The 21442-nt window shown below is 72.0% G+C and carries 19 protein-coding genes and 1 pseudogene; 17 read left to right on the top strand and 3 right to left on the bottom strand.

Annotated features, from left to right (window positions below):
- Window positions 1-73 precede the first annotated feature (73 nt).
- The 14 genes from QWU11_RS16790 to QWU11_RS16855 are packed head-to-tail and all read left to right on the top strand — an operon-like array spanning window position 74 to window position 14949.
- Window positions 74-1615, top strand: a complete 1542-nt coding sequence (locus QWU11_RS16790) for a coproporphyrinogen-III oxidase family protein (RefSeq protein ID WP_290109277.1) — start codon at window positions 74-76, stop codon at window positions 1613-1615.
- Window positions 1612-2790, top strand: a complete 1179-nt coding sequence (locus QWU11_RS16795; protein ID WP_290109285.1) for an aminotransferase class I/II-fold pyridoxal phosphate-dependent enzyme — start codon at window positions 1612-1614, stop codon at window positions 2788-2790. The genes QWU11_RS16790 and QWU11_RS16795 overlap by 4 nt, the downstream gene beginning before the upstream one ends.
- Window positions 2777-4453, top strand: a complete 1677-nt coding sequence (locus QWU11_RS16800) for a thiamine pyrophosphate-binding protein (RefSeq protein WP_290109299.1) — start codon at window positions 2777-2779, stop codon at window positions 4451-4453. Before QWU11_RS16795 ends, QWU11_RS16800 begins: the two co-directional genes overlap by 14 nt.
- 13 nt (window positions 4454-4466) lie before the next feature.
- The gene (locus tag QWU11_RS16805; RefSeq protein ID WP_290109310.1) at window positions 4467-5111 is read left to right on the top strand and encodes a hypothetical protein; all 645 of its coding nucleotides are present in this window, start codon (window positions 4467-4469) and stop codon (window positions 5109-5111) included.
- 1 nt (window position 5112) lies between these two features.
- Complete coding sequence (locus QWU11_RS16810) at window positions 5113-6126, top strand: 3-oxoacyl-[acyl-carrier-protein] synthase III C-terminal domain-containing protein (protein ID WP_290109312.1); 1014 nt, start codon at window positions 5113-5115, stop codon at window positions 6124-6126.
- Window positions 6127-6154: 28 nt separating this feature from the next.
- Window positions 6155-6424, top strand: coding sequence for an acyl carrier protein (locus QWU11_RS16815; protein ID WP_290109330.1), 270 nt, complete (start codon window positions 6155-6157; stop codon window positions 6422-6424).
- A 14-nt stretch (window positions 6425-6438) separates the two neighbouring features.
- Window positions 6439-6690 carry a phosphopantetheine-binding protein gene (locus QWU11_RS16820; protein ID WP_290111388.1) on the top strand — a complete coding sequence of 84 codons (252 nt, stop codon included), beginning with the start codon at window positions 6439-6441 and terminating at the stop codon, window positions 6688-6690.
- Complete coding sequence (locus QWU11_RS16825) at window positions 6687-7922, top strand: hydroxymethylglutaryl-CoA synthase (protein ID WP_290109374.1); 1236 nt, start codon at window positions 6687-6689, stop codon at window positions 7920-7922. The genes QWU11_RS16820 and QWU11_RS16825 overlap by 4 nt, the downstream gene beginning before the upstream one ends.
- Window positions 7904-8614: an enoyl-CoA hydratase-related protein gene (locus QWU11_RS16830; protein ID WP_290109377.1), complete on the top strand. Its 711-nt coding sequence runs from the start codon at window positions 7904-7906 to the stop codon at window positions 8612-8614. The genes QWU11_RS16825 and QWU11_RS16830 overlap by 19 nt, the downstream gene beginning before the upstream one ends.
- Window positions 8611-9390, top strand: a complete 780-nt coding sequence (locus QWU11_RS16835; protein WP_290109414.1) for a polyketide synthase — start codon at window positions 8611-8613, stop codon at window positions 9388-9390. The genes QWU11_RS16830 and QWU11_RS16835 overlap by 4 nt, the downstream gene beginning before the upstream one ends.
- A complete protein-coding gene (locus tag QWU11_RS16840; RefSeq protein WP_290109422.1) occupies window positions 9387-11105 on the top strand; it encodes a polyketide synthase in 1719 nt (572 codons plus the stop codon). Before QWU11_RS16835 ends, QWU11_RS16840 begins: the two co-directional genes overlap by 4 nt.
- A gap of 1 nt (window position 11106) precedes the next feature.
- Complete coding sequence (locus QWU11_RS16845) at window positions 11107-12351, top strand: beta-ketoacyl synthase N-terminal-like domain-containing protein (protein ID WP_290109450.1); 1245 nt, start codon at window positions 11107-11109, stop codon at window positions 12349-12351.
- Window positions 12352-12365: 14 nt separating this feature from the next.
- On the top strand, window positions 12366-13601 hold the full coding sequence (locus QWU11_RS16850; RefSeq protein ID WP_290109451.1) for a cytochrome P450: 1236 nt from the start codon (window positions 12366-12368) through the stop codon (window positions 13599-13601).
- A 13-nt stretch (window positions 13602-13614) separates the two neighbouring features.
- Window positions 13615-14949, top strand: a complete 1335-nt coding sequence (locus QWU11_RS16855; protein ID WP_290109469.1) for an NAD(P)-binding protein — start codon at window positions 13615-13617, stop codon at window positions 14947-14949.
- 80 nt (window positions 14950-15029) lie between these two features.
- On the opposite strand, the gene QWU11_RS16860 is transcribed toward QWU11_RS16855, so the two are convergent.
- A complete protein-coding gene (locus tag QWU11_RS16860; protein WP_290109478.1) occupies window positions 15030-15578 on the bottom strand; it encodes a peroxidase-related enzyme in 549 nt (182 codons plus the stop codon).
- Between the two features lie 266 nt (window positions 15579-15844).
- On the opposite strand from QWU11_RS16860, the pseudogene QWU11_RS16865 reads away from it, so the two are divergent.
- A pseudogene (locus tag QWU11_RS16865) lies at window positions 15845-16678 on the top strand (5-methyltetrahydropteroyltriglutamate--homocysteine methyltransferase); the annotation flags it as partial.
- Between the two features lie 88 nt (window positions 16679-16766).
- On the opposite strand, the gene QWU11_RS16870 reads toward QWU11_RS16865, so the two are convergent.
- Both QWU11_RS16870 and QWU11_RS16875 read right to left on the bottom strand, forming a co-directional pair.
- Window positions 16767-17525 (bottom strand): DUF6008 family protein, encoded by a 759-nt coding sequence (locus tag QWU11_RS16870; protein WP_354670855.1) that lies wholly within the window; start codon window positions 17523-17525, stop codon window positions 16767-16769.
- A 243-nt stretch (window positions 17526-17768) separates the two neighbouring features.
- Window positions 17769-19307, bottom strand: coding sequence for an FAD-binding oxidoreductase (locus QWU11_RS16875; RefSeq protein WP_290109498.1), 1539 nt, complete (start codon window positions 19305-19307; stop codon window positions 17769-17771).
- A 212-nt stretch (window positions 19308-19519) separates the two neighbouring features.
- On the opposite strand from QWU11_RS16875, the gene QWU11_RS16880 reads away from it, so the two are divergent.
- Together QWU11_RS16880 and QWU11_RS16885 are read left to right on the top strand one after the other, a co-directional pair.
- Window positions 19520-19987, top strand: coding sequence for a MarR family transcriptional regulator (locus QWU11_RS16880; RefSeq protein ID WP_290109504.1), 468 nt, complete (start codon window positions 19520-19522; stop codon window positions 19985-19987).
- Between the two features lie 29 nt (window positions 19988-20016).
- The gene (locus QWU11_RS16885; protein WP_290109506.1) at window positions 20017-21381 is read left to right on the top strand and encodes an MFS transporter; all 1365 of its coding nucleotides are present in this window, start codon (window positions 20017-20019) and stop codon (window positions 21379-21381) included.
- Window positions 21382-21442 lie beyond the last annotated feature (61 nt).

A 21442-nucleotide genomic window follows, 5' to 3' on the forward strand; every position in this document is an offset into this window, starting at 1 on the left:
CTACTTTTCTGTTCGCTCCACAGCAGCGACCCGGCACGCCCCCCAAAACGCCCCGGGCCGGAGAGGAAGATTGTTGTCAGAACAGCAGCTCCGACGGGGTCCCGGCGGCATCTCCACACCGCCGAGCCTGAGCGAGACTCTCGAATACGCCCGTGCCCAGGTCGCCGCCATCCAGACCGAGCCACTGCGCGCCGCCGGCGTTTACCGCACTCCGCTGGAGTATTACCTGGTCGGCACCTATCCGCCCTTGAAATACCTGCACGACATCGACCAGAGCGAGGTCTACAAGGGGATGACCCCTTCACAGAACCTCTATCTGCACATGCCGTTCTGCGAGCAGTACTGCACCTTCTGCCATTTCTACAAGGAGATCAACGCCGGCACCGACCGGGTCGACGCCTATCTCCAGGCGATCCACGGCGAGATCAGCGTCGTCTCGGAGCAGATGGCGGTGGGCCCTGATGGGGGGCTCGCCGCGTCGTCGGTCTACTTCGGCGGCGGGACGCCCTCCTATCTCAATGCCGATCAGCTCACCGGCCTGTTCGAGCACCTGTGGCGCAACGTCGAGGTGACCCCGGACACCGAGATCACGTTCGAGCTCCACCCCGGCGTGGTCCGCCGCCCCGACTACGAGGATCGGCTCGACGCCATCGCCGCGGGCCGCGTCAACCGCTGGGTCTTCGGCATCCAGTCGATGGACGAGGGCGTGCTCACGACGCTGAACCGCGGGCACGGGCGGGAGGAGGTCTACCGCCTCCTCGGGCTGCTCGCCGACCGCGGCATCGACAACCTCAACGTCGACCTCATCTTCGGCCTGCCCTTCCAGACCTTCGAGAACTGGTACTCCACGATGACCGACCTCCTGGCGGCCGGGGTCGGCAAGTTCAACATCTTCCCGCTGATGTTCAAGCGCTCGGACCCCATCACCCGGCAGTACATCAAGAACCCCGAGAACTTCCCGGGCGCCGAGGACCGCCTGGTCATGCACTACATGGCCGAGTACGTCCTGGGCGCGGAGGGCTTCCGGCGCGGGCCGGTCTTCTACTACTCCCGCGCCGGCGAGCACTCCCAGCAGCAGCAGAACAAGTTCGACTCGATCGAGGAGGACAACCTCGTCGGGCTCGGCGTGAGCAGCTTCGGCTACATCGGCGGCACGCAGTACTACAACGTGTGCGACAACGCCGAATACATGAAGACGGTCGCGGCCGGCCGTACCGGCGTCTGGAAGGGCCACACCCTCGCGGACGAGGAGCGCGTACGCCGGGCGGTCATGTTCGGCATCCGCGCCGGTGGCGTCGACTTCGCCGGGCTGGAGAAGACCTTCGGCATCGACGGGACCGAACTCTTCGCGCCGGAGCTGCGCCGCCTGCAGGATCTCGGCCTCGTGGAGGTCACCGACCGGCGGCTGGTCCTCACCGACCTCGGCTGCACCTTCGTCGACGGCATCGGGCACATCTTCGCCAGCGACGAGGTGCGCGAGCGGGTGCTGGAGGCCAACGAGCGGATCGAGTCCCCGTCCTCGGACCCGGTGGACCGCTACGACTACTCCCCGATCGGCCGGCTGGACCTGCCCGGCGGCATCGGCGACCGGCACCGCGACCAGGTGCGCCGGTGACGCGGCGCGTCGACGACTGGGCGGACCTCGTCCCGTACCTCCTGGCGCGGGACGGGCGGTGGCACAACCTGGCGACGGGCATGCCGATGGCGCACCCGCCCGTCGCCGAGCGCGTGCGCGAGGCGTTCCGCGACGCCGTCGACCATGAGAGCTTCGCCACCCGCGTCGGCTCCTATCACGGGGTGCTCGGCGACCCTGACCTGCGCAAAAGCCTCGCTCTGCTCTACGGCGACCGGTTCGGCCTGCCGATCTCGGCGGAGGAGGTCCTGATCACGCCGGGCGCGCAGGCGGCGTTCCACGCCGTCTCCGCGCTGACGGCGGCGCGCGGCCGCCGGGTGGTGTTCTTCGGCCCGGAGTACCCCGGATACCGGACCCACCCCGAGGCCGCGTACGACATGCTCCTGCCGGACGTGGCCGAGCTGGGCGACCGGGAGTTCCGCTACGTCCCGCCGGCCGGGCGCCTGGACGAGGGCGTCGGCGCGGTGATCGTCTCCCGGCCCGGCAACCCGTCCGGCAACGTCATCGGCGACGAGGAGATCGCGGCCCTCGCCGCCGAGTGCGCCTCGGCCGGCGCGCTCCTGGTGGTCGACAACGCCTACGCCCCGGTCATCCCCGGCCTCGCCTTCGGCGAGATGGGCATGCCGTGGGGCGACAACGTCATGCTGGTACAGAGCTTCTCCAAGGGCGCCCTCGCCGGGGAGCGGCTGGGCTTCGTCTTCGCCGCGCCGCCGGTGATCGAGGAGCTGTCGGAGCTCCAGTCGCGGGTCTCGACCTTCCCCGCGCAGCTCGTGCAGCTCGCCGCCACCTTCCTGCTGAGCGACGACCGCTACGTCAAGCTGTGCGAACAGGAGCTGCGCGGCCTGTACGCCGAGCGGCACCGTCTGGTGCGCGAGCGTCTCGACGCCGAGGTCGAGGTGCCGTTCCGGCTGCACGCCGTGGACGGCGGCCAGTTCCAGTGGATCCATCTGCCGGAGCTGCGCGTGCCCGCCGCCGAGCTGTTCTTCACGCTGCGCGACCGGGGCGTGCTGCTCGCCCCCTCGACCCCGTTCTACCTCCCGCACCTGCATGAGGACCCGCACGCGCGGCAGAGCTTCCGCATCGGGGTGACGGCGCCGGTCGCGGCGATCGAGGCCGGGCTGGGCATCTTCGCCGAGGTGGTCAATGAGCACGCCTGACGACCCGCCGCGCCGGGTCGCGGACCACATCGTCGACCAGCTCGCCACGGTGGCGGGCGTCCGGCACGTCTTCGGCGTGCACGGCGCCAACGTGGAGGACCTGTTCGACGCGGTGTTCCGCTCCTCCGCGCCGGTCGAGGCCGTCGTGGCCAAGCACGAGTTCTCCGCGGCGGCGATGGCCGACGCGTACCACCGGACGGGCAACCGGCTCGCCGCCGTCATGGCCACGTCCGGGGGCGGCGCCCTCAACCTCGTGCCCGCGCTCGGCGAGGCGTACGCCTCGGAGGTGCCGGTCATCGCGCTGGTGGGGCAGCCGCCCACCGCGCTGGAGGGCCGCGGCGCGTTCCAGGACCAGAGCGGGCTCGGCGGCGCCATGGACGCCCAGGCCCTGTTCTCCCCGATCTCCCGGTTCTGCGAGCGGGTCGAGGATCCCGAGACCGTCGGGGACGTCGTGGCCCGTGCCGTACGCGCCGCGCTGAGCGAGCCCCGCGGCCCCGCCGTACTCCTGCTGCCCAAAGACGTGCAGCAGGCCAAGACGAGCAGCCCGTACGCGGAACCGGGCCTGACCCCCGGCCGGGCCGCCGCCGGCGCGGTCGGCGACGCCCTCGCCGCGCTGACCGCCGAGCCGGTGCTCATCATCGCCGGCGGCGGCGTGGCCCGCGCCGACGCACGCGCGGAGCTGGCGGAGTTCGCCGCGGCGACCGGCGCGTGGGTCGCGGTCGAGCCCGACGCCAGGGACGTCTTCGACAACCTGGACCCGCGCTTCGTCGGCTCGGTGGGGGCCAGCGGCCACCCGAGCGTACGGCGGGCGCTGGATCAGGCCGCCACCTGCGTCTTCGTCGGCACCCGATTCCCGCAGATGGCGCGCGGCGGGCTGGAGGACGGCCTCGGCGGCAAGACGATCGTCTGCTTCGGGCGCGGCGCGCCGTACGTCGACGACGGGGCGCCGGTCCTGCTGGTCGACGGCGAGCTGCGCGCCGACCTGCGGCTGGCCGCCGATCGGATCGGCGGGCCGCCCCGCCCGTGCCCGCCGCACCCCGGCGTGGAGTTCCTGCCGCACGAGCGCACCGAGGGCGCCCGCATCGCCTGCCGCGAGGTGATCGAGGAGGTCGCCGCGGTCATCCCGGACGACGCCAACGTCATCTCCGACGCGGGCAACACCGGATGCGCCGTGATGCACTTCCTGCCCGCGCCTTCGCGCGGCCGATGCCTCCTGGCCATGGGGATGGGCGGGATGGGCTTCAGCTTCGGCGCGGCGATCGGCGCCGCCCTCGCCAACGGCCGGCGCACGTTCCTGCTCGCCGGCGACGGCTCGTTCCTCATGCACGGCCTCGAGGTGCACACCGCGGTCGAGTACGACCTGCCGATCACCTTCGTGATCTTCAACAACAACGCGCACGCCGCCTGCCTGTCGCGTGAGGAGCTGTTCTACGGCGGGGACTCGGCCTACAGCCGGTTCCGGCCGAGCGATCCAGGCGCCGGGGCCGCGATGTTCCCCGCGCTCCGGTCCGCCACCGTCGCCACCTTGGAGGAGCTGCACGACTTCCTGGCCGAGACCGGTGAGAGCCGGTCGCCCCGCCTCGTCTCCGTCGAGGTACGGCCCGAGGAGCTCCCTCCGTACCTGCCGCTACTGCAACCGGCCCACCTGGCCGCGAACCGATGAAAGGACCGCCGCGATGAGAGTGTCCGAGGCCGAGCTTGCCGAGATCGAGGGCGTCGCGCGCGTGGAGACCATGCCGCACGAGGAGGTCTTCAAGCTCGTCGCCCAGAAGCACCAGCCGACGTACACCAGCGAAGAGGTGTACGGCGACTTCTGCACGCTGCAGACGTACGTGAACTGCCCGCCGCGCGACACCTTCGACTACCTGGCCGACATGCACAGCCAGGAGGAGTACACCTACAGCGTCCGTGACCTGGAGCCGGTGGACGACTCCGGCCTGTACGTCGGCTGGGACAAGCTGTCCGGCAACACCCGGATCTACGTCCGCATCGACTCCAACCCCGACGCGATGACGGCCGACTACCACGCCGCGTGGGACCAGGGCGAGGACCTGTGGATGATCTACCTGTTCCGCGTGGTCCCGGCGGAGACGGTCCTGAAGAAGCCCGGCTCGGTCATCCTGTGGACCAACTGCCACCACCCGTACTACGACAAGAACCCCTACCCCGAGCTGGCGCCGAGCCCGGACCGCCAGTGGGTCGGCCAGTTCTGGGACCAGTTCTACCCCGGCCACCTCATCGAGCTGGAGAACATCAAGGCGATCCTGGAGTACCGCCACAGCCGGGGCATCCCGATCGTCGCGACCGGCGAGGAGCGCTGAGGTGACGCCGGTCAGTCTGGTCGACGTCGCGAGCCACCTGCCGCCGGACAAGGTCGGGCGGGAGTACTTCGAGCGTTACTCCCGCCCGGACGACCCGCTGCTGCGCAACCCGATGTTCCGCGCGCCGGAGTTTCGCAGGTACGCCGCGCGCGAGGACACCGGGGCCGACCTGATCGAGCGCGCGGCGGCCACGCTGTTCGAGCGGCACGGCTCGGACACGGCGCGCGACGTCGACATCCTGATCACCCACAACGCGCTGCCCGACGTGCCGTTCCTGGGCTCGGGCGCCGAGCTCGCGCGCCGCTTCGGCTGCCGGCCGGACACCATCATCGACCTGCACAACGGTCACTGCGCGGTCTTCCCGTACATGCTGAGCCTGGTCGTGCCGCTGATGCGGGCGAACAACGCGCGTACGGCGCTGCTGTGCACGGCCCAGACCGCGGGGAAGATCTTCACCCAGCCGGGCGTGCGCCAGTCGGCGCACGCCTCCGTGCCCGGCGACGGCGCGGCGGTCGCGCTCGTCACCGCCTCGGACAGCTCCCCGATCCTGGCGACGCAGGTGCACCACTTCCCCGAGTCCGCGCCCGACGTCGAGCTCAAGCTCGGCGACGGGCGGCTGTACTGGGAGCCGGGCACCGCCGAGATGGACGTGGCCTTCGACAACACCAAGGCGCAGAACATCATCGAGCGCGGCAGCCTCATCGTGCCCGAGGTGGTCACCGAGGTCTGCAAGCGGATCGACGCCTCGCCCGAGGACATCGACCTGCTGGTGACGAACCAGCCGAACCGTCTCCTGCTCCGCAACTGGGGCCGGGCGCTGGGCATCGACCGCGCGCGCCACTTCGACACCTACGACTCGTACGGCAACCTCTTCGGCTCCGGTGTGCCGGTCAGCCTCGACCACGCGCTGCGGGCGGGCCGGCTCGCGGACGGCGGGCTCGTCCTGCTCGCCGGCTTCGCGGGCGCGGGAGAGATGGCCTCGGCGGCCGCGGTCCGCTGGCCGAAGCAGGCATGACCCCATCCTTCGAACGAGGAGAACAGCCATGAGCACTGAACCCACGGAGGCACCGGCGCGCGACGAGGTCGAGTCGACCGTGCACCGGCTGCTCGCCGAGATCCTCTACGTCGAGCCGGAGGAGGTCGACCTGGAGACCGGCTTCATCGACCTCGGCCTCGACTCGATCCTGGCCGTGGAGTACGTCGCGCAGCTCAAGAGCGAGCTCGGCGTGTCCGAGACCATCGAGGAGCTGCACGACCTCGGCACGCCGCGCGCCCTGGTGGACCACATCCTGGCCGAGTCCGCGGCCGCGTGACGGCGCCGGTGACGATGCGCAGAGAGCAGGTCTTCACGGTGGTGCGCGACACCATCGCGGCCGTCCGCCCCGACGTCGACCCGGCCGAGATCCGGGAGGACCGCAGCATGACCGACCTCGGCTGCGACTCACTCGACCGGCTGGACGTGGTCGCCGGGGCGATGGACCGGATCGGCCTGGAGCTGAGCACCGACCGGCTCGCTGACGTGCACGACATCGGGGGGCTGATCGACGCGCTGTGGGACGGCGCGAACGCATCGCGATGAGCGAAGGGGTGAGCGGCATGACGGTGGGCATCGAGGCGATCAGCGCCTACTGCGGCAGTGCGTACGTGGACGTCGAGGACCTCTTCGAGGCGCGCGGCCTGGACCGGGCGCGGATCGCCAACCTGGGAATGCGGAACAAGAGCGTGGCCGCGCCCGGCGAGGACGTCGTGGCGATGGCCGCGACCGCGGCCCGCCCGCTGACCGACGCGCTGACGGAGGAGGAGAAGGCGACCGTACGCGCGGTCATCGTGGCCACCGAGTCCGCGTTCGACCTGTCCAAAGCGGCCAGCACGTACGTCCACCGGCTACTGGAGCTGCCGCGTACGTGCCGGCTCCTGGAGGTCAAGGAGGCCTGCTACGGCGGGATCGCCGCGCTGCAGATGGCGGCGGCCCTGGTCGCCGTCGAGCCGGAGAGCCGGGTGCTCGTGATCGCCTCCGACCTGCCCGGGCCGAACAAGGGCACCTATGCCGAGCCCGCGCAGGGCGCCGGCGCGGTGGCGGTCCTGGTCGGCGCGCGGCCCCGCGTGGTCGAGCTGACCCCGGGCACGTCGGGCTGCTACGGCTACGAGATCACCGACTTCGCCCGCCCGCGCGCGGACGTCGACGTGGTCGACACCGACCTGTCGCTGATGGCCTACCTCGAATGCCTGCGCGGCGCCTTCCTCGACTACGCCTCCCGCGTCCCCGGCGCCGACTTCGCCCGGTCCTTCGACCTGCTGGCGATGCACACGCCGTTCCCCGGCATGGTCCGCGGCGCGCACCGTACGGGGCTGCGCAAGCTCAGCGACCTTCGTCCGGGCGAGGTGCAGGAGGACTTCACCCGGCGCGTCGAGCCCTCGCTGCGGTTCCCGCGCGAGGTCGGCAACGTCTACGCCGCCACGACGCTGCTCGCCATGTCGAGTGCGATCGCGTACGGCGAGGGAGAGCGGCTCGGCGTCTTCAGCTACGGCTCGGGGTGCTCCTCGGAGTTCTTCGGCTGCCGCGTCCCGTCCGGCGCCGCGGAGATCGTCGAGTCGGCCGGGTTCGCCGGCGAGCTGACGGCGCGGCGGCGGCTGACGGTGGCCGAGTACGACGAGGCCATGGAGACCGGCGCGACGACGATGTTCGGGGCCTGCGACGCCAAGCCGGAGCCGGACGTGCTCGCCTCGTGGGGCGCGGGCGCCCGCCCCCGCGCGGTCCTCACCACGATCCAGGACTACCGCAGGGAGTACACATGGCTGCCGGCCCGGTAGCCGACGCGACCTGGGTCCGCCTCGACGTGGGCGGGCCCCTGGACGCGGCGACGGCGCGGCGCCTGCTCGACGGGCTGCGCGCGGCCGAGGCCGACCCGGCCTGCCGGGCGGTCGTGCTCGCGGCGGACGGCCCGGTGTTCTGCACCGGGATGGACCTGTCGGGCCTCGACGAGCCCGGCGACGTCGTGTGGGAGCTGCTGACCGCGCTCGCGGGCGGCCGTCTCGCCAGCGTCGCGGTGGTCGAGGGGAGCGCGGTCGGCGGCGGCGTCGGGGTGGCGGCCGCGTGCGACTTCGTCTTCGCCGGCCCGGACGCGAGCTTCCGGCTGACCGAGCTGCTGCTCGGGCTGGTCCCCGCGCTGATCATGCCGTTCGTGACGGCGCGGACCGGTGAGCACGGGATGCTGCGGATGAGCGTGCTGGCCGAACGCCACGACGCCGAGGCGGCCCGCGGTATCGGGCTGGTGGACGAGGCCGGCGAGCGCCCGTGGGAGTCCGTACGCCGGGTCCTCCTCGCGCTGCGGCGGATGCCGTCCGCCGACCTGGTCGGCGAGCTGAAGGCCTGCCGCCGGCGGCTGCACCCGCTGCCCGCCGACTATCCCGAGCACGCGCGGCGGGTCCTGCGGCGGAGGGTCGCCGACCCCGCCGTACGCGCCCGCATCGAGCGGCTGCGCGCGGAGGGGGTGCTGACATGAGCGAGGAAATGTGCGGGCCGGTCACGGTCGTGACCGGCGAGCCCGTGGCGCGGGTCCGCATGGAGGACGAGAGCGAAGGCAACGCCGTCACCTCCGACATGGTCTCGGGCCTGGCCAAGGCGCTGGAGCTCGCGGTGGCGGACCCGGGCACGCGCGTGCTCCTGGTGACCGGGCTGCCGCACCTGTTCGCCACCGGCGCGAGCAAGGGCTACCTCATGCGGCCCGACCGGGCGGTGATGGAGCCGTTCATGCGGGCCTTCCCGCACTGCCCGCTGCCGGTGGTCTCGGCGATGCGCGGCCACGCGCTGGGCGGCGGCCTGACCCAGGGCCTGTACGCCGACGTGCCGGTCCTGTCCGAGCGCTCGGTGTACGCGGCCAACTTCGCCAACTACGGGCTGGCCCCGGAGTACGGGACGACGTGGCTGCTGCCGGAGCGGCTCGGCTCGACGCTCGGCGCGGAGATGCTGCTGACCGCCCGCGGCTACCGGGGCGCGGAGCTGCGCGCCCGCTCGGCCCCCGTACGGATCGTGCCGCACGACGAGGTGCTGCCGGTCGCGCTGGGGCTGGCGGAGGGGATCGCGCGCGCGCCGCGGCGGACGCTCGAACTCCTCAAGGCGCAGCTCGCCGGGCGGATGCTGCGGGCGAGCGACGCCGCCACCGCGATCGAGATCCCCCGGCACGAGGAGGCATGGGAGTCGCCGGACCGCCGGCGGCTGGTCGCCGAGCGGTACGGGCGGCCCGAGGAGATCTGGCGACCCGAGGAGAAGCGCACATGACAGCGACGCCCGTGGCGATCGTCGGCCTGGCCTGCCGGGTCCCGGGCGGTGACGACCTCGAACAGTTCTGGGAGACGCTGGCGGCCGGCCGCCTCGTGGCCCAGGACGTACCCGAGTCCCGGCGCCCCGGCTACGACGCCGACGTCGTCGGGCCCGGCGGCCTCACCGCCGCGCTGCTGCCCGACGTCGACGCCTTCGACCTGAACTTCTTCCGCATCGGCCGGCGCATGGCGGTCTGGATGGATCCCCAGCAGCGCCTGCTGCTGGAGACGAGCTGGCACGCGTTCGAGGCGGCCGGCATCCCGCCGTCCTCGCTGCGCGGCGAGGAGGTCGGGGTCTACGTGGCCTCGGCCACCGCCGACTTCCGCGAGCGGATGATGCGGACCGGGACCGTCGACCGCTACTCCGCCGTCGGCGGCCTGTCGACCTACCTCGCCAACCGGCTGTCGCACCAGTACGACCTGCGCGGGCCGAGCATGACGATCGACACCGGCTGCTCGAGCGGCCTGAGCGCGGTCGCGCTCGCCGTGTCCGCCCTACGCGCCGGGGACATCGACACGGCTCTCGTCGGCGCCTCCAACGTGGTCGTCGAGGGCTGGTACTCCGCCGCGATGGCGTACATGGGCGCGCTGTCCCCCTCGGGAGTCTGCCGGCCGTTCTCGGCCGACGCGGACGGTTACATCCGGGGCGAGGGCGCGCTGTCCTTCGTGCTCATGCGGCTCGACGACGCGCTCGCCTCCCAGAGCCCGGTCGTGGCGGTGATCCCCGGGGTCGCGACCAACCACGACGGCCACGCGGGCGGGCTCACCAAGACCGACTCGCAGTCCCAGGCCCGGCTGATGCGGCGCGCCCTCGACCAGGCGGGGCTCGGCGCGGGCGCGCTGGGCTACCTGGAGTCGCACGCGCCCGGCACCAAGGCGGACGCCCTGGAGGTCGAGGGGCTGCGCGTGCTCCTGCGTTCGGAGCCCGGCGGCGTGCCCGCGGGCTGCGGCCCGGACGGGCGGATGTGGATGGGCTCGGTGAAGGCGGTCGTCGGCCACCTGGAGGCCGCGGCGGGCTCGGCGAGCCTGGTCAAGGGCGTCCTCGTGCTGCTCAACGAGGCCATTCCGGCGAGCACCGGGCTCCTGCGCCTGGGCGCCGACGCCGGCCTGACCGCCACGGAGGTCCCCGAGGGCGAGGTGCCGTGGCCGCGCTCGGATGAGCCCCGGCGGCTGGGCATCAGCTCGTTCGGCGTCGGCGGCTCGAACGCGCACGTCGTCCTGGAGGAGGCGCCGTCCGCCGCGGCGCCCGACGCCGGCGAGTGGGGGCCCGCGCCGGTTCCCGTACCCCTGAGCGCCGCCCGGCCCGACGCGCTGCCGGAGCTGGCCGCCCGGCTCTCGGCCTTCCTGTCCCGTACGGGCGCTCCCGCGCTGACCACGACCGCCTGGACCCTGCAGGCCGGGCGCGACCACCTGCCCCACCGGGCCGTCGTCGTCGCGCGGTCGCGCGAGGAACTCATCGAGCGGCTGGACAAGCTCGCGGTCGACGGCCTCGACGAGCTGGCGCCGGAGGCCGCGTCGGTGTGCGCCGCCTGGCTGGAGGGAGAGGACGCCGACTGGGCGGCCCTGTGGGAACGCACGCCGACGCGGCGGGTCCGGCTGCCCGGCTACCCCTTCGCCCGTACACCGCTCGGCTTCGCGCCCCAGACCAGACCCGTGCCCGCGGCAAGGGGCTGACGTGGGCGGACGTGAGGTGGTCGTCACCGCCGCCGAGGTGCTCACCTCCGTGGCCGAGGACCTGGACGGTTTCTCGGCCGCGCTCCGCGAGGGCCGGAGCGGCGTGCGTGCGACGCGCGACGAGGCCGGCCCCGAGGCCCGTACGCCCGCGGCGGCCTGGCTCGGCGGCTTCGACGTGCGCGGCTGGGCGGAGCGGCGGGTCGACCCCGCGACCGCCGGGCGGCTGGTCCGGGTCACCGGCCGCGCCGCGCTGCCCGGGCGGACCGGGGCCTGCGTCTCGGCCGCCGCCGTACGCGGGCTCTCCGGGGCCGACCTGGACGAGACCGGCCTGGTCGTCGCCGGCAACAACCTGAACCTGTCCTACCAGGCGGAGGCGGCGCGGCGGTTCGAGGCGCGTCCCGCCAGCCTGCGCCCGTCGCACGCCCTCACCCACCTCGACACCGACGTGATCGGGGTGGTGAGCGAGGCGACCGGCGTACGCGGCGAGGGCTGGCAGGCCGGGGCGGCCTCGGCGAGCGGGACCGTGGCGGTCGTCCTGGCGAGCCGGATGATCGCCGCGGGCGTCCTGCGACGCTGTCTCGTCGTGGCGCCGCTCTGCGAGCTGTCCGACGCCGAGCTGCGGTCCTTCCAGGCGAGCGGTGCGATGGCGGGTTCGGACTCCTCGGACCCGGCGCGGCTCTGCCGGCCGTTCGACGTGAGCCGCGAGGGCTTCGTGTACGGCCAGGGCGCGGCGGCGGTACTCCTCGAGGACGGCGACGTGGCGGCGGCGCGCGGCGCCAAGCCGATGGCCCGGATCGCCGGCCACGGGCAGCGGCTCGACGGCAGGCGCGGGACGCGGCCCGACCCGGCCGGGCAGGTCGCCGCGCTGCGTACGGCACTCGACGGCGCGGGCGTCTCGCCCCGCGAGGTCGACTACGTGAACGCGCACGGGACCGGCTCGGTCGTCGGCGACGAGGCCGAGGCACACGCGCTGACGGAGGTGTTCGGCGCGAGGCCGCTCGTCAACTCCACCAAACCGCTGATCGGGCACTGCATGGGCGCCGCCGGGCTGCTGGAGATCGTGGCGACGCTGCTCCAGATGCGCGACGGCTTCGTCCACCCCAACCCGAACCTGGACGTGCCCCTCGACCCCGCCCCGACGCTGGCGGGGCGCGCGGCCGTGCCGGCGGTCATCGGCACCGCGGTGTCCAACAGCGTCGCGTTCAGCGGGATCAACTGCGCCGTGGTGCTTCGCGCGCCACGCTGAGAGGAGCTTTTGTCGTGACGCAGACGCAGTCCGGCTGCCCGATGTCCTTCGACCCGTTCGGCGAGGAGTACCAGCAGGACCCGGCCGGCGCACTGGCCGCCGCCCGCGCGCACGAGCCGGTCTTCTACAGCTCCGAGCTGGACTACTGGGTCGTCTCCCGCTATGCCGACATCAAGGAGGCGTTCCGCGACACGCGCGCCTACTCCGCCGCGATCGCGCTGGACCCCTTGACGCCGCTGGCGCCGGAGGCACGCGAGCGGCTGGCCTCCTATGACTTCGCGCCCGGTCCCGTACTCGTCAACGAGGACCCTCCTCTGCACCTGCGGCGGCGCAAGGAACTCGCCCCGCCGCTGGCCGCCGACGAGGTCGCCAAGCTGGAGGGCCGCATCCGCGACCTGGTCACGCGCTACATCGACGCGTTCGCCTCGCGCGGCCACGCCGACATGGTCGACGACCTGCTGTGGGAGGTCCCGGCGATCGTCGGCCTGCTCGTCGCCGGCGTGCCCGACGAGGACGTCGAGCGCGCCCGCCACTACACGATCAAGATGGGCCTGTTCACCTGGGGAAAGCCCTCCGCCGAGCACCAGGTCGAGATCGCGGACCAGGTGGGCCGCTGGTGGCGGCTGTCAGGCGAGCTGGTCGACCGGCTGAAGCGCGAGCCGGGCCGGGGCTGGGTGCCGCGCGCCATCGAGGTGCACCGCCAGGACCCCGAACTCGTCAACGACAACCACCTGCAGAACATGATGATGAGCGGCCTGGTCGCCGCGCACGAGACCACGACCAACGCCACCGCGAACGCCCTGCGGCACCTGCTCGCCGAGCCCGGCGTCTGGCAGGCGCTCGGCGAGGACCCGTCGCTGATCCCGAATGCGGTCGAGGAGTGCCTGCGCTACTCCTCGTCGGTGCTGTGCTGGCGGCGTACGGCGGTGCGCGAGGTCGTCCTGGGCGGCGTGACCATCCCCGCCGGCGGGCGACTGCTGCTCGTCATCGGCTCGGGCAACCACGACGAGCGGGTCTTCCCCGACCCCGGCCGCTTCGACATCCACCGGCCGAACGCCAAGCGCCACCTGACGTTCGGAGTGGGCAGCCACAACTGCATGGGCGCGCCGCTGGCCCGGCTGGAGATGCGGATCATCCTCGAAGAGCTCACCCGCCGGCTGCCCGGCATGCGCCTGGTCCCCGGCCAGGAGTTCACCTACCTGCCCAACGCCTCCTTCCACGGGCCACGGCACGTCCTGACCGAATGGTGATTTGGAGAAGACCTTGAACGAACGCACAGCCGTCGTCGGCGCCGGTGTCGCGGGCCTTTGCACCGCGCTTCTGCTGTCCCGCCAGGGACAGCACGTCGAGGTGTACGAACGCGACCCGGAGGGCCCGTCCGACGTGCTGGACGCCGGTGCCCGTACGCGTCCGGGCGCGCCGCAGACCCGGCATCCGCACGTCTTCCTCGGCCTGTTCCGCAAGCAGCTCATCTCGCACCTGCCCGACGTGCATGATGACCTCATCGCGAACGGCGTCGGCGAGGTGCCGCTCGCCTCGCCGGGCGCCACCCCCGACCAGGTGATGCTGGCGGCGAGGCGGAGCGTGGTGGAGTGGGCGCTGCGCCGGGCGCTCGACCGTGACGCGATCCCGTACCACGCGGGCGCCTCCGTACAGGAGATCGTGACCTCGGGGTCCGCGGTGAGCGGCGTGCGTGTTTCCGATGACGTGGTGCCGTACGACCTGGTCGTCGACGCGTGCGGAGCACGCTCACGCCTGGCCCCGTCGTGGACGGAGGTCGTGGCCGACGTGGAGTGCGGCAAGGTGTACAACAGCCGCTTCTACCGGTTGGCCGAGGGCGTCGCGCCGCCGCCGACCCGCTACGGGACGGTGACGGTCGTGGACGGCCTCGGGTACGGCGTGGCGCTGTTCAGCCACGACCACGGTTCGTTCTCGATCGACGTGGGCCGGCTGCCGGAGGACGAGACGCTGAAGGACCTGCGCGACGCCTCCGCGTTCTCGCGGGTGCTGGGCCTGTTCCCGCAGTTCGAGCCGTGGCTGAAGCCGGGCGTGAGTACGCCGGTGAGCGAGGTCGTCCCGATGGCGGGCCTGCGCAACGTGATGCGCACTCTTTCTCCTTCGGCCCCGTCGGGCTACCTGCCGATCGGCGACGCGCTGTGCGTGACGGACCCGACGTTCGGCCGGGGCGCGGCCTTGGGGTTGGGCCAGGCGATCCGGCTGGCGACGGCGGTGGCCGCCGGCGACCCGGTGTCGGGCGTACGGGAGAACGAGCAGTGGCTGCGCCCGTGGTACGACGACGTGATCCTGCAGGACCAGGGCCGCACGGCGCTGTGGCGGGCGGCGGTCGCCAACGAGCCGCTGGAGGCCATCCTGGCGGGCCTGCCGCCGAACCCGTTCATGCTCCTGGACGCGGGCGAACACGACCCGGTCCTGGCGGACGCGTCGGCCCAGTACGTGAACATGCTGGCCGCCCCGACGATGGACACCCCGGAGTTCCGCGAGCGGGTCGGCAAGCTGATCCCGGTGCTGATGACGCAGATGATGATGAACCCGGCCCCGTCCTACGCCGAGGTCGTGAAGGCCCTCTCAGGCACCTGACGCGCACGGGGCCGGGCTCTCCGCCCGGCCCCGTCACGCGCCGGCGCGGGCTCCGCTGGGGACGTGGCGCGGCGGGCTGGTCACTGCTGCGGCATGGTGCCGACATAGCCGGCGGCGACGATCATTTCGGCTGCGGCGGCGTAGCCGGCCGGGTCGTCCGGGGCCCAGGTGCCGAGTCCGTCGACGTAGCGGTTGAACATGCAGAAGGCCGCGGCGATGAGCACGGTGTCGTGGATCTCCACGTCGGTGGCGCCGAGGGCGCGCGCGGCGTCGGCCTGTTCGCCGGTGACGTTGCGGCCGCCCGCCTGTACGGCGGCCGCGATGTCCAGCAGCGCTCGCAGTTTCGGCGATACCGGTGCGGATTCGGGGTCCTTTCGAACCTGGTCCACCAGGTCCATCCCCTCGGGCAGTTGGGCCGCCGCGAAGGCCGCGTGTGAAGAGGTGCAGAAATGGCACTGGTTGAGCGACGACACGTAGGCGGCGACCAGTTCACGCTCGCCACGGCTCAGCGTGCTGTCGCCGCGCAACAGCACCTCGGCCAGCTGGTTCAGGGGCAGAGCGGTCTCCGGACGGAAGTGGAAGAGGCCACGAATCCCGGGCTCGTCGCTGTTCAGTGCGATATGCGCCATTAGTGCTCCTTCGGGGGTATACGAGGAGTTATGTCCGGTCGGATGATCCTTAGGGTCCACCCACCCTGTCAATGCCAAGGATTCCGCACTTTCGGAGAAATGCCGCCCGGTAGCACAAGGCCCGCGCATCAGTGAATTAATGAAAGGCCTAAAGCGGTCACCTACGGTGGTTGAACGGCTACGAACGGGCTCCCTACGCTCGCGCAATGAGCATCCCCACCGAGCCGATCGGAAGCATCCCTCGCTCTCCCGAACTCCTTTCCGTCATGGCCGCTCACGCCGCCGGCCGGATCGGCGACGCCGAGCTGAAAACCGCCCAGGACCAGGCCCTGGGCGACACCATCAGCCGCCTGGAACAACTCGGCTCGCCGGTCGTCACCGACGGCGAGCAGACCAAACCGAGCTTCGCCACCTACCCGATCGCGGACGGGCTCGCCCCCGACGGCGCGGTCATCCCGTTCGCCGACGGGCACCAGCGGCAGCTCCCGCGCCTGACGGCCGGGCCGTTCCGCTACGCCGCCCACGCCGAGGGCTACCTGCGGGAGGCGCAGAAGCACGCCGGCGTCCCGGTGAAGCAGGCCGTCATCGCGCCGTCGGCGCTCAGCCTGCTCTACCCGGCCGATGGCATCGACGGCTATCCCCGTACGGCCTTCCTCGACGACCTGGCCGACGAGGCCGAGGCCGACATCCGCGGCTGCCTCGACGCGGGCGCCCACACCGTCCAGCTCGACTTCACCGAGGGGCGGCTCTCGCTCAAGCTCGACCCGAGCGGCGGCGTCCTGGAGGAGTTCGTCGCGCTCAACAACCGCGTCCTCGAACGCTTCTCCGCCGACGAACGGGCGCGGATCGGCGTGCACACCTGCCCCGGCGGCGACCAGGACTCCACCCACAGCCTCGACGTCGACTACGCCGGGCTCCTGCCCAGGCTCTTCCAGCTCCAGGCGGGCAGCTTCTACGTCCAGCTCGCCAGTGAGCCCGACCCGGACAAGGTCCTCGCCGTCATCGCCGAGCACCTGCCCGCCACCGCGCGGATCTTCGTCGGCGTGATCGACCCGATCGACCCCCGGGTGGAGACGCCCGAGGAGGTACGCGACCGGGTGCTGGCGGCGGCGCGTCATCTGCCGCTCGACCGGCTGGGCACGTGTGACGACTGCGGCTTCTCGCCGTTCGCCGACGTAGGTGGTGGTCCTACTCCTCCAGCGCGACGGCCGGGGTCGAGGGGTCGGCCAGGCGGCGGGGCGTACGCCTGCGCGGCGCCCGCTCCCCGGCCGTCTCGGTCTCGGTCGTCTCGTACGCGGCGGCGACCGTCGCGCGCTCCCGCCACAGGTGGTAGAGAGCGATCGCGAAGATCGTCGTGCCGATGGCGTTGGCGATGGCGTGCCACCAGATCCGGTACGTCCACAGGCCGGGCCCGGGGTCGAGCAGGCCGAACCAGGTGGACAGGCCGATCGCCTGCTTGGCGCCGAACGCCACCGACAGGGTCAGGGAGAGGTGCTCCAGGCCGTGGATGCCCTGCATCCAGACGCCCATCTTGCCCCACCTGCGGGCCCGGGTCTGCTGCGCGCGGTAGGTGATGACCATGATTCCGGCCAGGCCCGCGAGGAAGATGAAGTTGCCGGTCAGGTGCAGGATCTCCATGCCCAGCGACGGCTTGGACTGGTCCACCCGGCCGAAGCCGTTGGCCAGCCCGGTGCCCCACGGGGTCATCCAGGGCTGCGCGTTGGGGTGCCCGACCCAGTAGCCGGCCTGGGCGACGTGCTCCTGGAAGTGGCCGATCTGCCCGATCACGCCCAGCACGATCACGCCGACCGAGCCGTGGAACATCCACCGTTTGACCGGCCCGCGGTTCGAGTACGCGAGGACCGCGACGGCGGCCCACATCACGACGGCCCAGAGGAGGAGCAGAATCGCGCCTGTGGTGTCCCAGGGGGAGACGGAATGGCTCATGCCCGGCATGTTCGGCATGCCTGGCATGTTCGCCATGTGGTCCATGTGGTTCACTGCCGGATCCTCCAAATGACTGGGGTGGGCACCGCGGCGTGGGGGCGCCGCGGGGCCGGAAGCCGCTCTCACTCTTGGCTCGGCCGACGGTTTCAGCTTCTTCGATCATGCGCTGTTTGGAAACTTTCCGACCGAAAAAACAGCGACGGGCGGTCCGCCCGGCGGACCGCCCGTCGTGCCCGGCGCCGGCTACTCCGGCAGCCGGATCGACATCCGGTGGCGGAAGACGTCGCGCGGGTCGTACCGCTTCTTCACCTCTTGCAGGCGCGGGTAGTTGTCCTTCCAGTACAGGGTGTGCCAGGGCACGCCGGAGGTGTTCCACTCCGGGTCGGCCAGGTCGGCGTCGGGATAGTTGATGTACGCGCCGTCGCTGACCTCGCCCGGGACCGGGACGCCGCCGGTCTCGGCGTAGATGTCGCGGTAGAACTCCCGGTTGCGGGCGAGCCGCTCCTCGTCCTCGGCCTCGTCCGCCCACACCGAGATGACCATCACCTTGAAGATCGAGTCGCGCTGCACCGTCGCGGTCGCGGCCGGCTCGACCTTGTTCACGTTGCCGCCGTACCCGATGAGGATCAGCGAGGGGTCGGCGTCTTGTGAGGTCAGGTACTTGTGGATCGTGGAGATCTGCGCGTCGGTGTAGCCCTTGCGGAGGTAGGCGGCCTTCATCTTGAACCGTCGCGTCATGTGGTCGCCCAGGTCGCCGAAGCCCGGGAAGGACACCGTGTAGAGCCAGGGCTGGACCGGCCCGGCCATCGTCTGGGGCTCGACGCCGACGTCCTTCTGCATGGCCTCGAAGTAGGCGGCCATGAGCTCGCGCGCGTCCGGCAGGTCGTCGTCGACCGACGCGCCGACCAGCACCGCCCCCGTACGGCCGGGTCCGTGGAAGAACCCGGACAGGTTCGCGTACGGCGAGTCCGGGTCGCTGTTGGCCTCGAACCAGCCGGCGTAGTTGTGCATGATCTTGGTGAAGGTCTCCTCGTCCAGGGAGTCCCACGGCCACATCATGTACTCGGTGCGCCAGCGGCTCGGCGCCTTCGGCAGCAGCTCGGTCGGGTCGTCGGAGGTGGCGCCGGGGGAGCGCACCCAGTAGCGCGTGACGACGCCGAAGCTGCCCCCGCCTCCGCCGGTATGCGCCCACCACAGGTCGCGGTGCGGGTCGTCGGCCTCGCTGGTGGCGACGACGGCACGGGCCGTACCGCTCTCGTCGACGACGACGACCTCGACGGCGTAGAGGTAGTCCACGACCGATCCGTAGCGCCGGGACAGCGGGCCGTACCCGCCTCCGGCGAGGTGGCCGCCGGCCCCGACCTCGGTGCACTCACCGGCCGGGATGGTCACGCCCCACCGCTTGAACAGCACGGTGTACACGTGACCGAGCGTCGAACCCGGCTCGATCGCGAACGCGCGGCGCTCCGCGTCGTAGAAGACGCTGTTCATCTCCGACAGGTCGATCAGGACTTCGATGTCGGGTGAGGCGGCGAAGTCCTCGAAGCAGTGGCCGCCACTGCGGACGACGACGCGTTTGGCCGCCGAGACGGCCTGGTTCACCGCGTCGATCACCTGCGCGGTGTTCGTCACGATGTGGACGTAGTCGGGCTTGGGCACGAAGCGGTGGTTCTGGCCGCGCAGCAGGCTCGCGTACCGCGGGTCACCGGCCGGTATGACGCTCGGCCCTAAGGAGGCGGACCCATCCGTGGCTGACCCGGCGTATTGCGTCACATCGGTCATCGTCATCCTCCATCGCGGCGTACGTGCGTTCACGGCGGCTCGCAGGAGTCACTGCCGGCCCGGCCGGCGCGAATCTGTGGGCCGCCCCACGATCCTGCCCCGGCGCCGATACGGGCGGCCACTCCGAGTGTGCTGCCTTCAGCCGCCGGCGGTCGGGTGGCGATCAACAAGCAACTTGGCCAAGTAACTTGGCAAAGCGCTAAGGTCCAAAGATGGACAAATCGTACGAAGGTCGCGATACGGCGGAGGCGGCGCAGCGGCTGAGTGTGGCGATCACGCGGCTGCGGTCGCGGCTTCGGGCGGAGGCCGGGCTGCACGAGACGGGGCTGTCCGTCTCCCAGGTGGCCGTGCTGAAGAACATCGTGGAGGAGGGGCCGGTCACCGCCGCGTACCTCGCCACCGCCCAGCACGTGAGCCCCCAGTCGATCGCGCAGAACGTCGCCGTCCTCAAGGCGGCCGGCCTCGTACGGACCGAGCGCGACCCCGGCGACGGCCGTAAGACGCTGATCAGCGCGAACGAGTCCGGCGGCCGGCTGGTCGACTCGATGAGCGCCCTGCGCCGGTCGTTCCTCGTACGCGCCATCGACACGCTCGTGGCGCCGGAGGAGCGTGCCGGCCTCGACCGGGCCATCGAACTCCTGGAGCGGTTCGCCGCGGCCGACCTCGGCCCGGCGCTGTGACGGCCGAGAAGGCCTTCACCTGGAGGTTCGTGACACCTCTCTTCGTCGGTGCGGCGCTCAACCCCGTCAACAGCTCCATCATCGCCACCGCGCTCGTGCCCATCGCCCGCGCAATGCGCGTCTCGGTCGGCAGCACGACCATCCTGGTGTCCGCCCTCTACCTGGCCTGTACGGTCGCCCAGCCGACCGCGGGCAAGCTGGCCGAGGAGTTCGGGCCGCGCCGGGTGTTCTTCGCCGGCATCCTGCTCGTCCTCCTCGGCGGCGTCGTCGGCGGTATCGGCCAGAACCTGACGATGCTCATCACTGCGCGCGTACTGATCGGGATCGGCACCTCGGCCGGCTATCCGTCGGCGATGGTGCTGGTCCGCCGCCGTGCGGAGTCCGCCGGGCTGGCCGCGCCGCCCGGCGGAGTGCTCGGCGGCCTGGCCATCGCCGGCATGGCGACCGCCGCCGTCGGGCCGCCCGTCGGCGGCGTCCTCGTCGGGTGGCTGGGCTGGCACTCGGCGTTCCTCATCAACGTCCCCCTCACGCTCGGCGCGCTCGCGATGACCGCGCGCTGGATCCCGCGCGACCGCCCGGCGGAGGGGCCCCGGCGCGCCCGCGAGGTCGCGGCCCGCGTCGACGTCCTCGGCATCGTCGGCTTCGCCGCGACCATGACCGCGCTGCTCGTCTTCGTGATGGCGCTGCCGAAGGTCGGCTGGGCCGCGCTCGCGCTCGTCCTCGCCGTCCCGCTGGTCTGGTGGGAGCTGCGCACGCCGACGCCGTTCTTCGACATCCGCGGGCTGGTGGCCAACGGAGCCCTGGCACGTACGTACCTGCGCACCGCGCTGACACTGCTGGGCTCCTACACCGTCATGTACGGCGTCACGCAGTGGCTGGAGGCCGCGCGGGGCATGTCCACCGAGGGCGCCGGGCTGTTCCTGCTGCCGATGGGCGCCATGTCCGCGTTCGTCTCCTGGCCGCTGTCGCGCCGCAACCTCGTACGCGGCCCGCTGATCGTCGCCGGCGGGTCCATGCTCGTCGCCTCGATCGGCATCCTGTTCGTGGACGTGCGCAGCCCGGCGATCCTGCTCGTGGCGGTGATGCTGGTCTTCGGCGTCACCATCGGCACCACGTCGGTCGGCAACCAGACGGCCGTCTACACCCAGGCCCCGGCCGACCAGATCGGCACCGCCTCCGGGCTGTTCCGTACGTCGGGTTACCTCGGGTCCATCGCCTCGGCCACCGTCACCGGCGTCATCTTCAAGGACGACGTCACCGACTCCGGCCTGCACACTCTCGCGGCCGTACTGGTCGCCGCCGGCGCGGTCGTCCTCGCGATGACCCTCCTCGACCGCCGCCTCAGGCGTCCCGCCGAGCGGCCGAATCCAAAGGTACGGGCCCCCGCGCGTTAGATTCCCCGTCCAATGGGGATCGAGGCGTCGTGACGGACCAGAACCCCCCGGGAGGACCGCC

Source organism: Actinomadura sp. DC4, assembly GCF_030406325.1.
Taxonomy (GTDB): Bacteria; Actinomycetota; Actinomycetes; order Streptosporangiales; family Streptosporangiaceae; genus Actinoallomurus.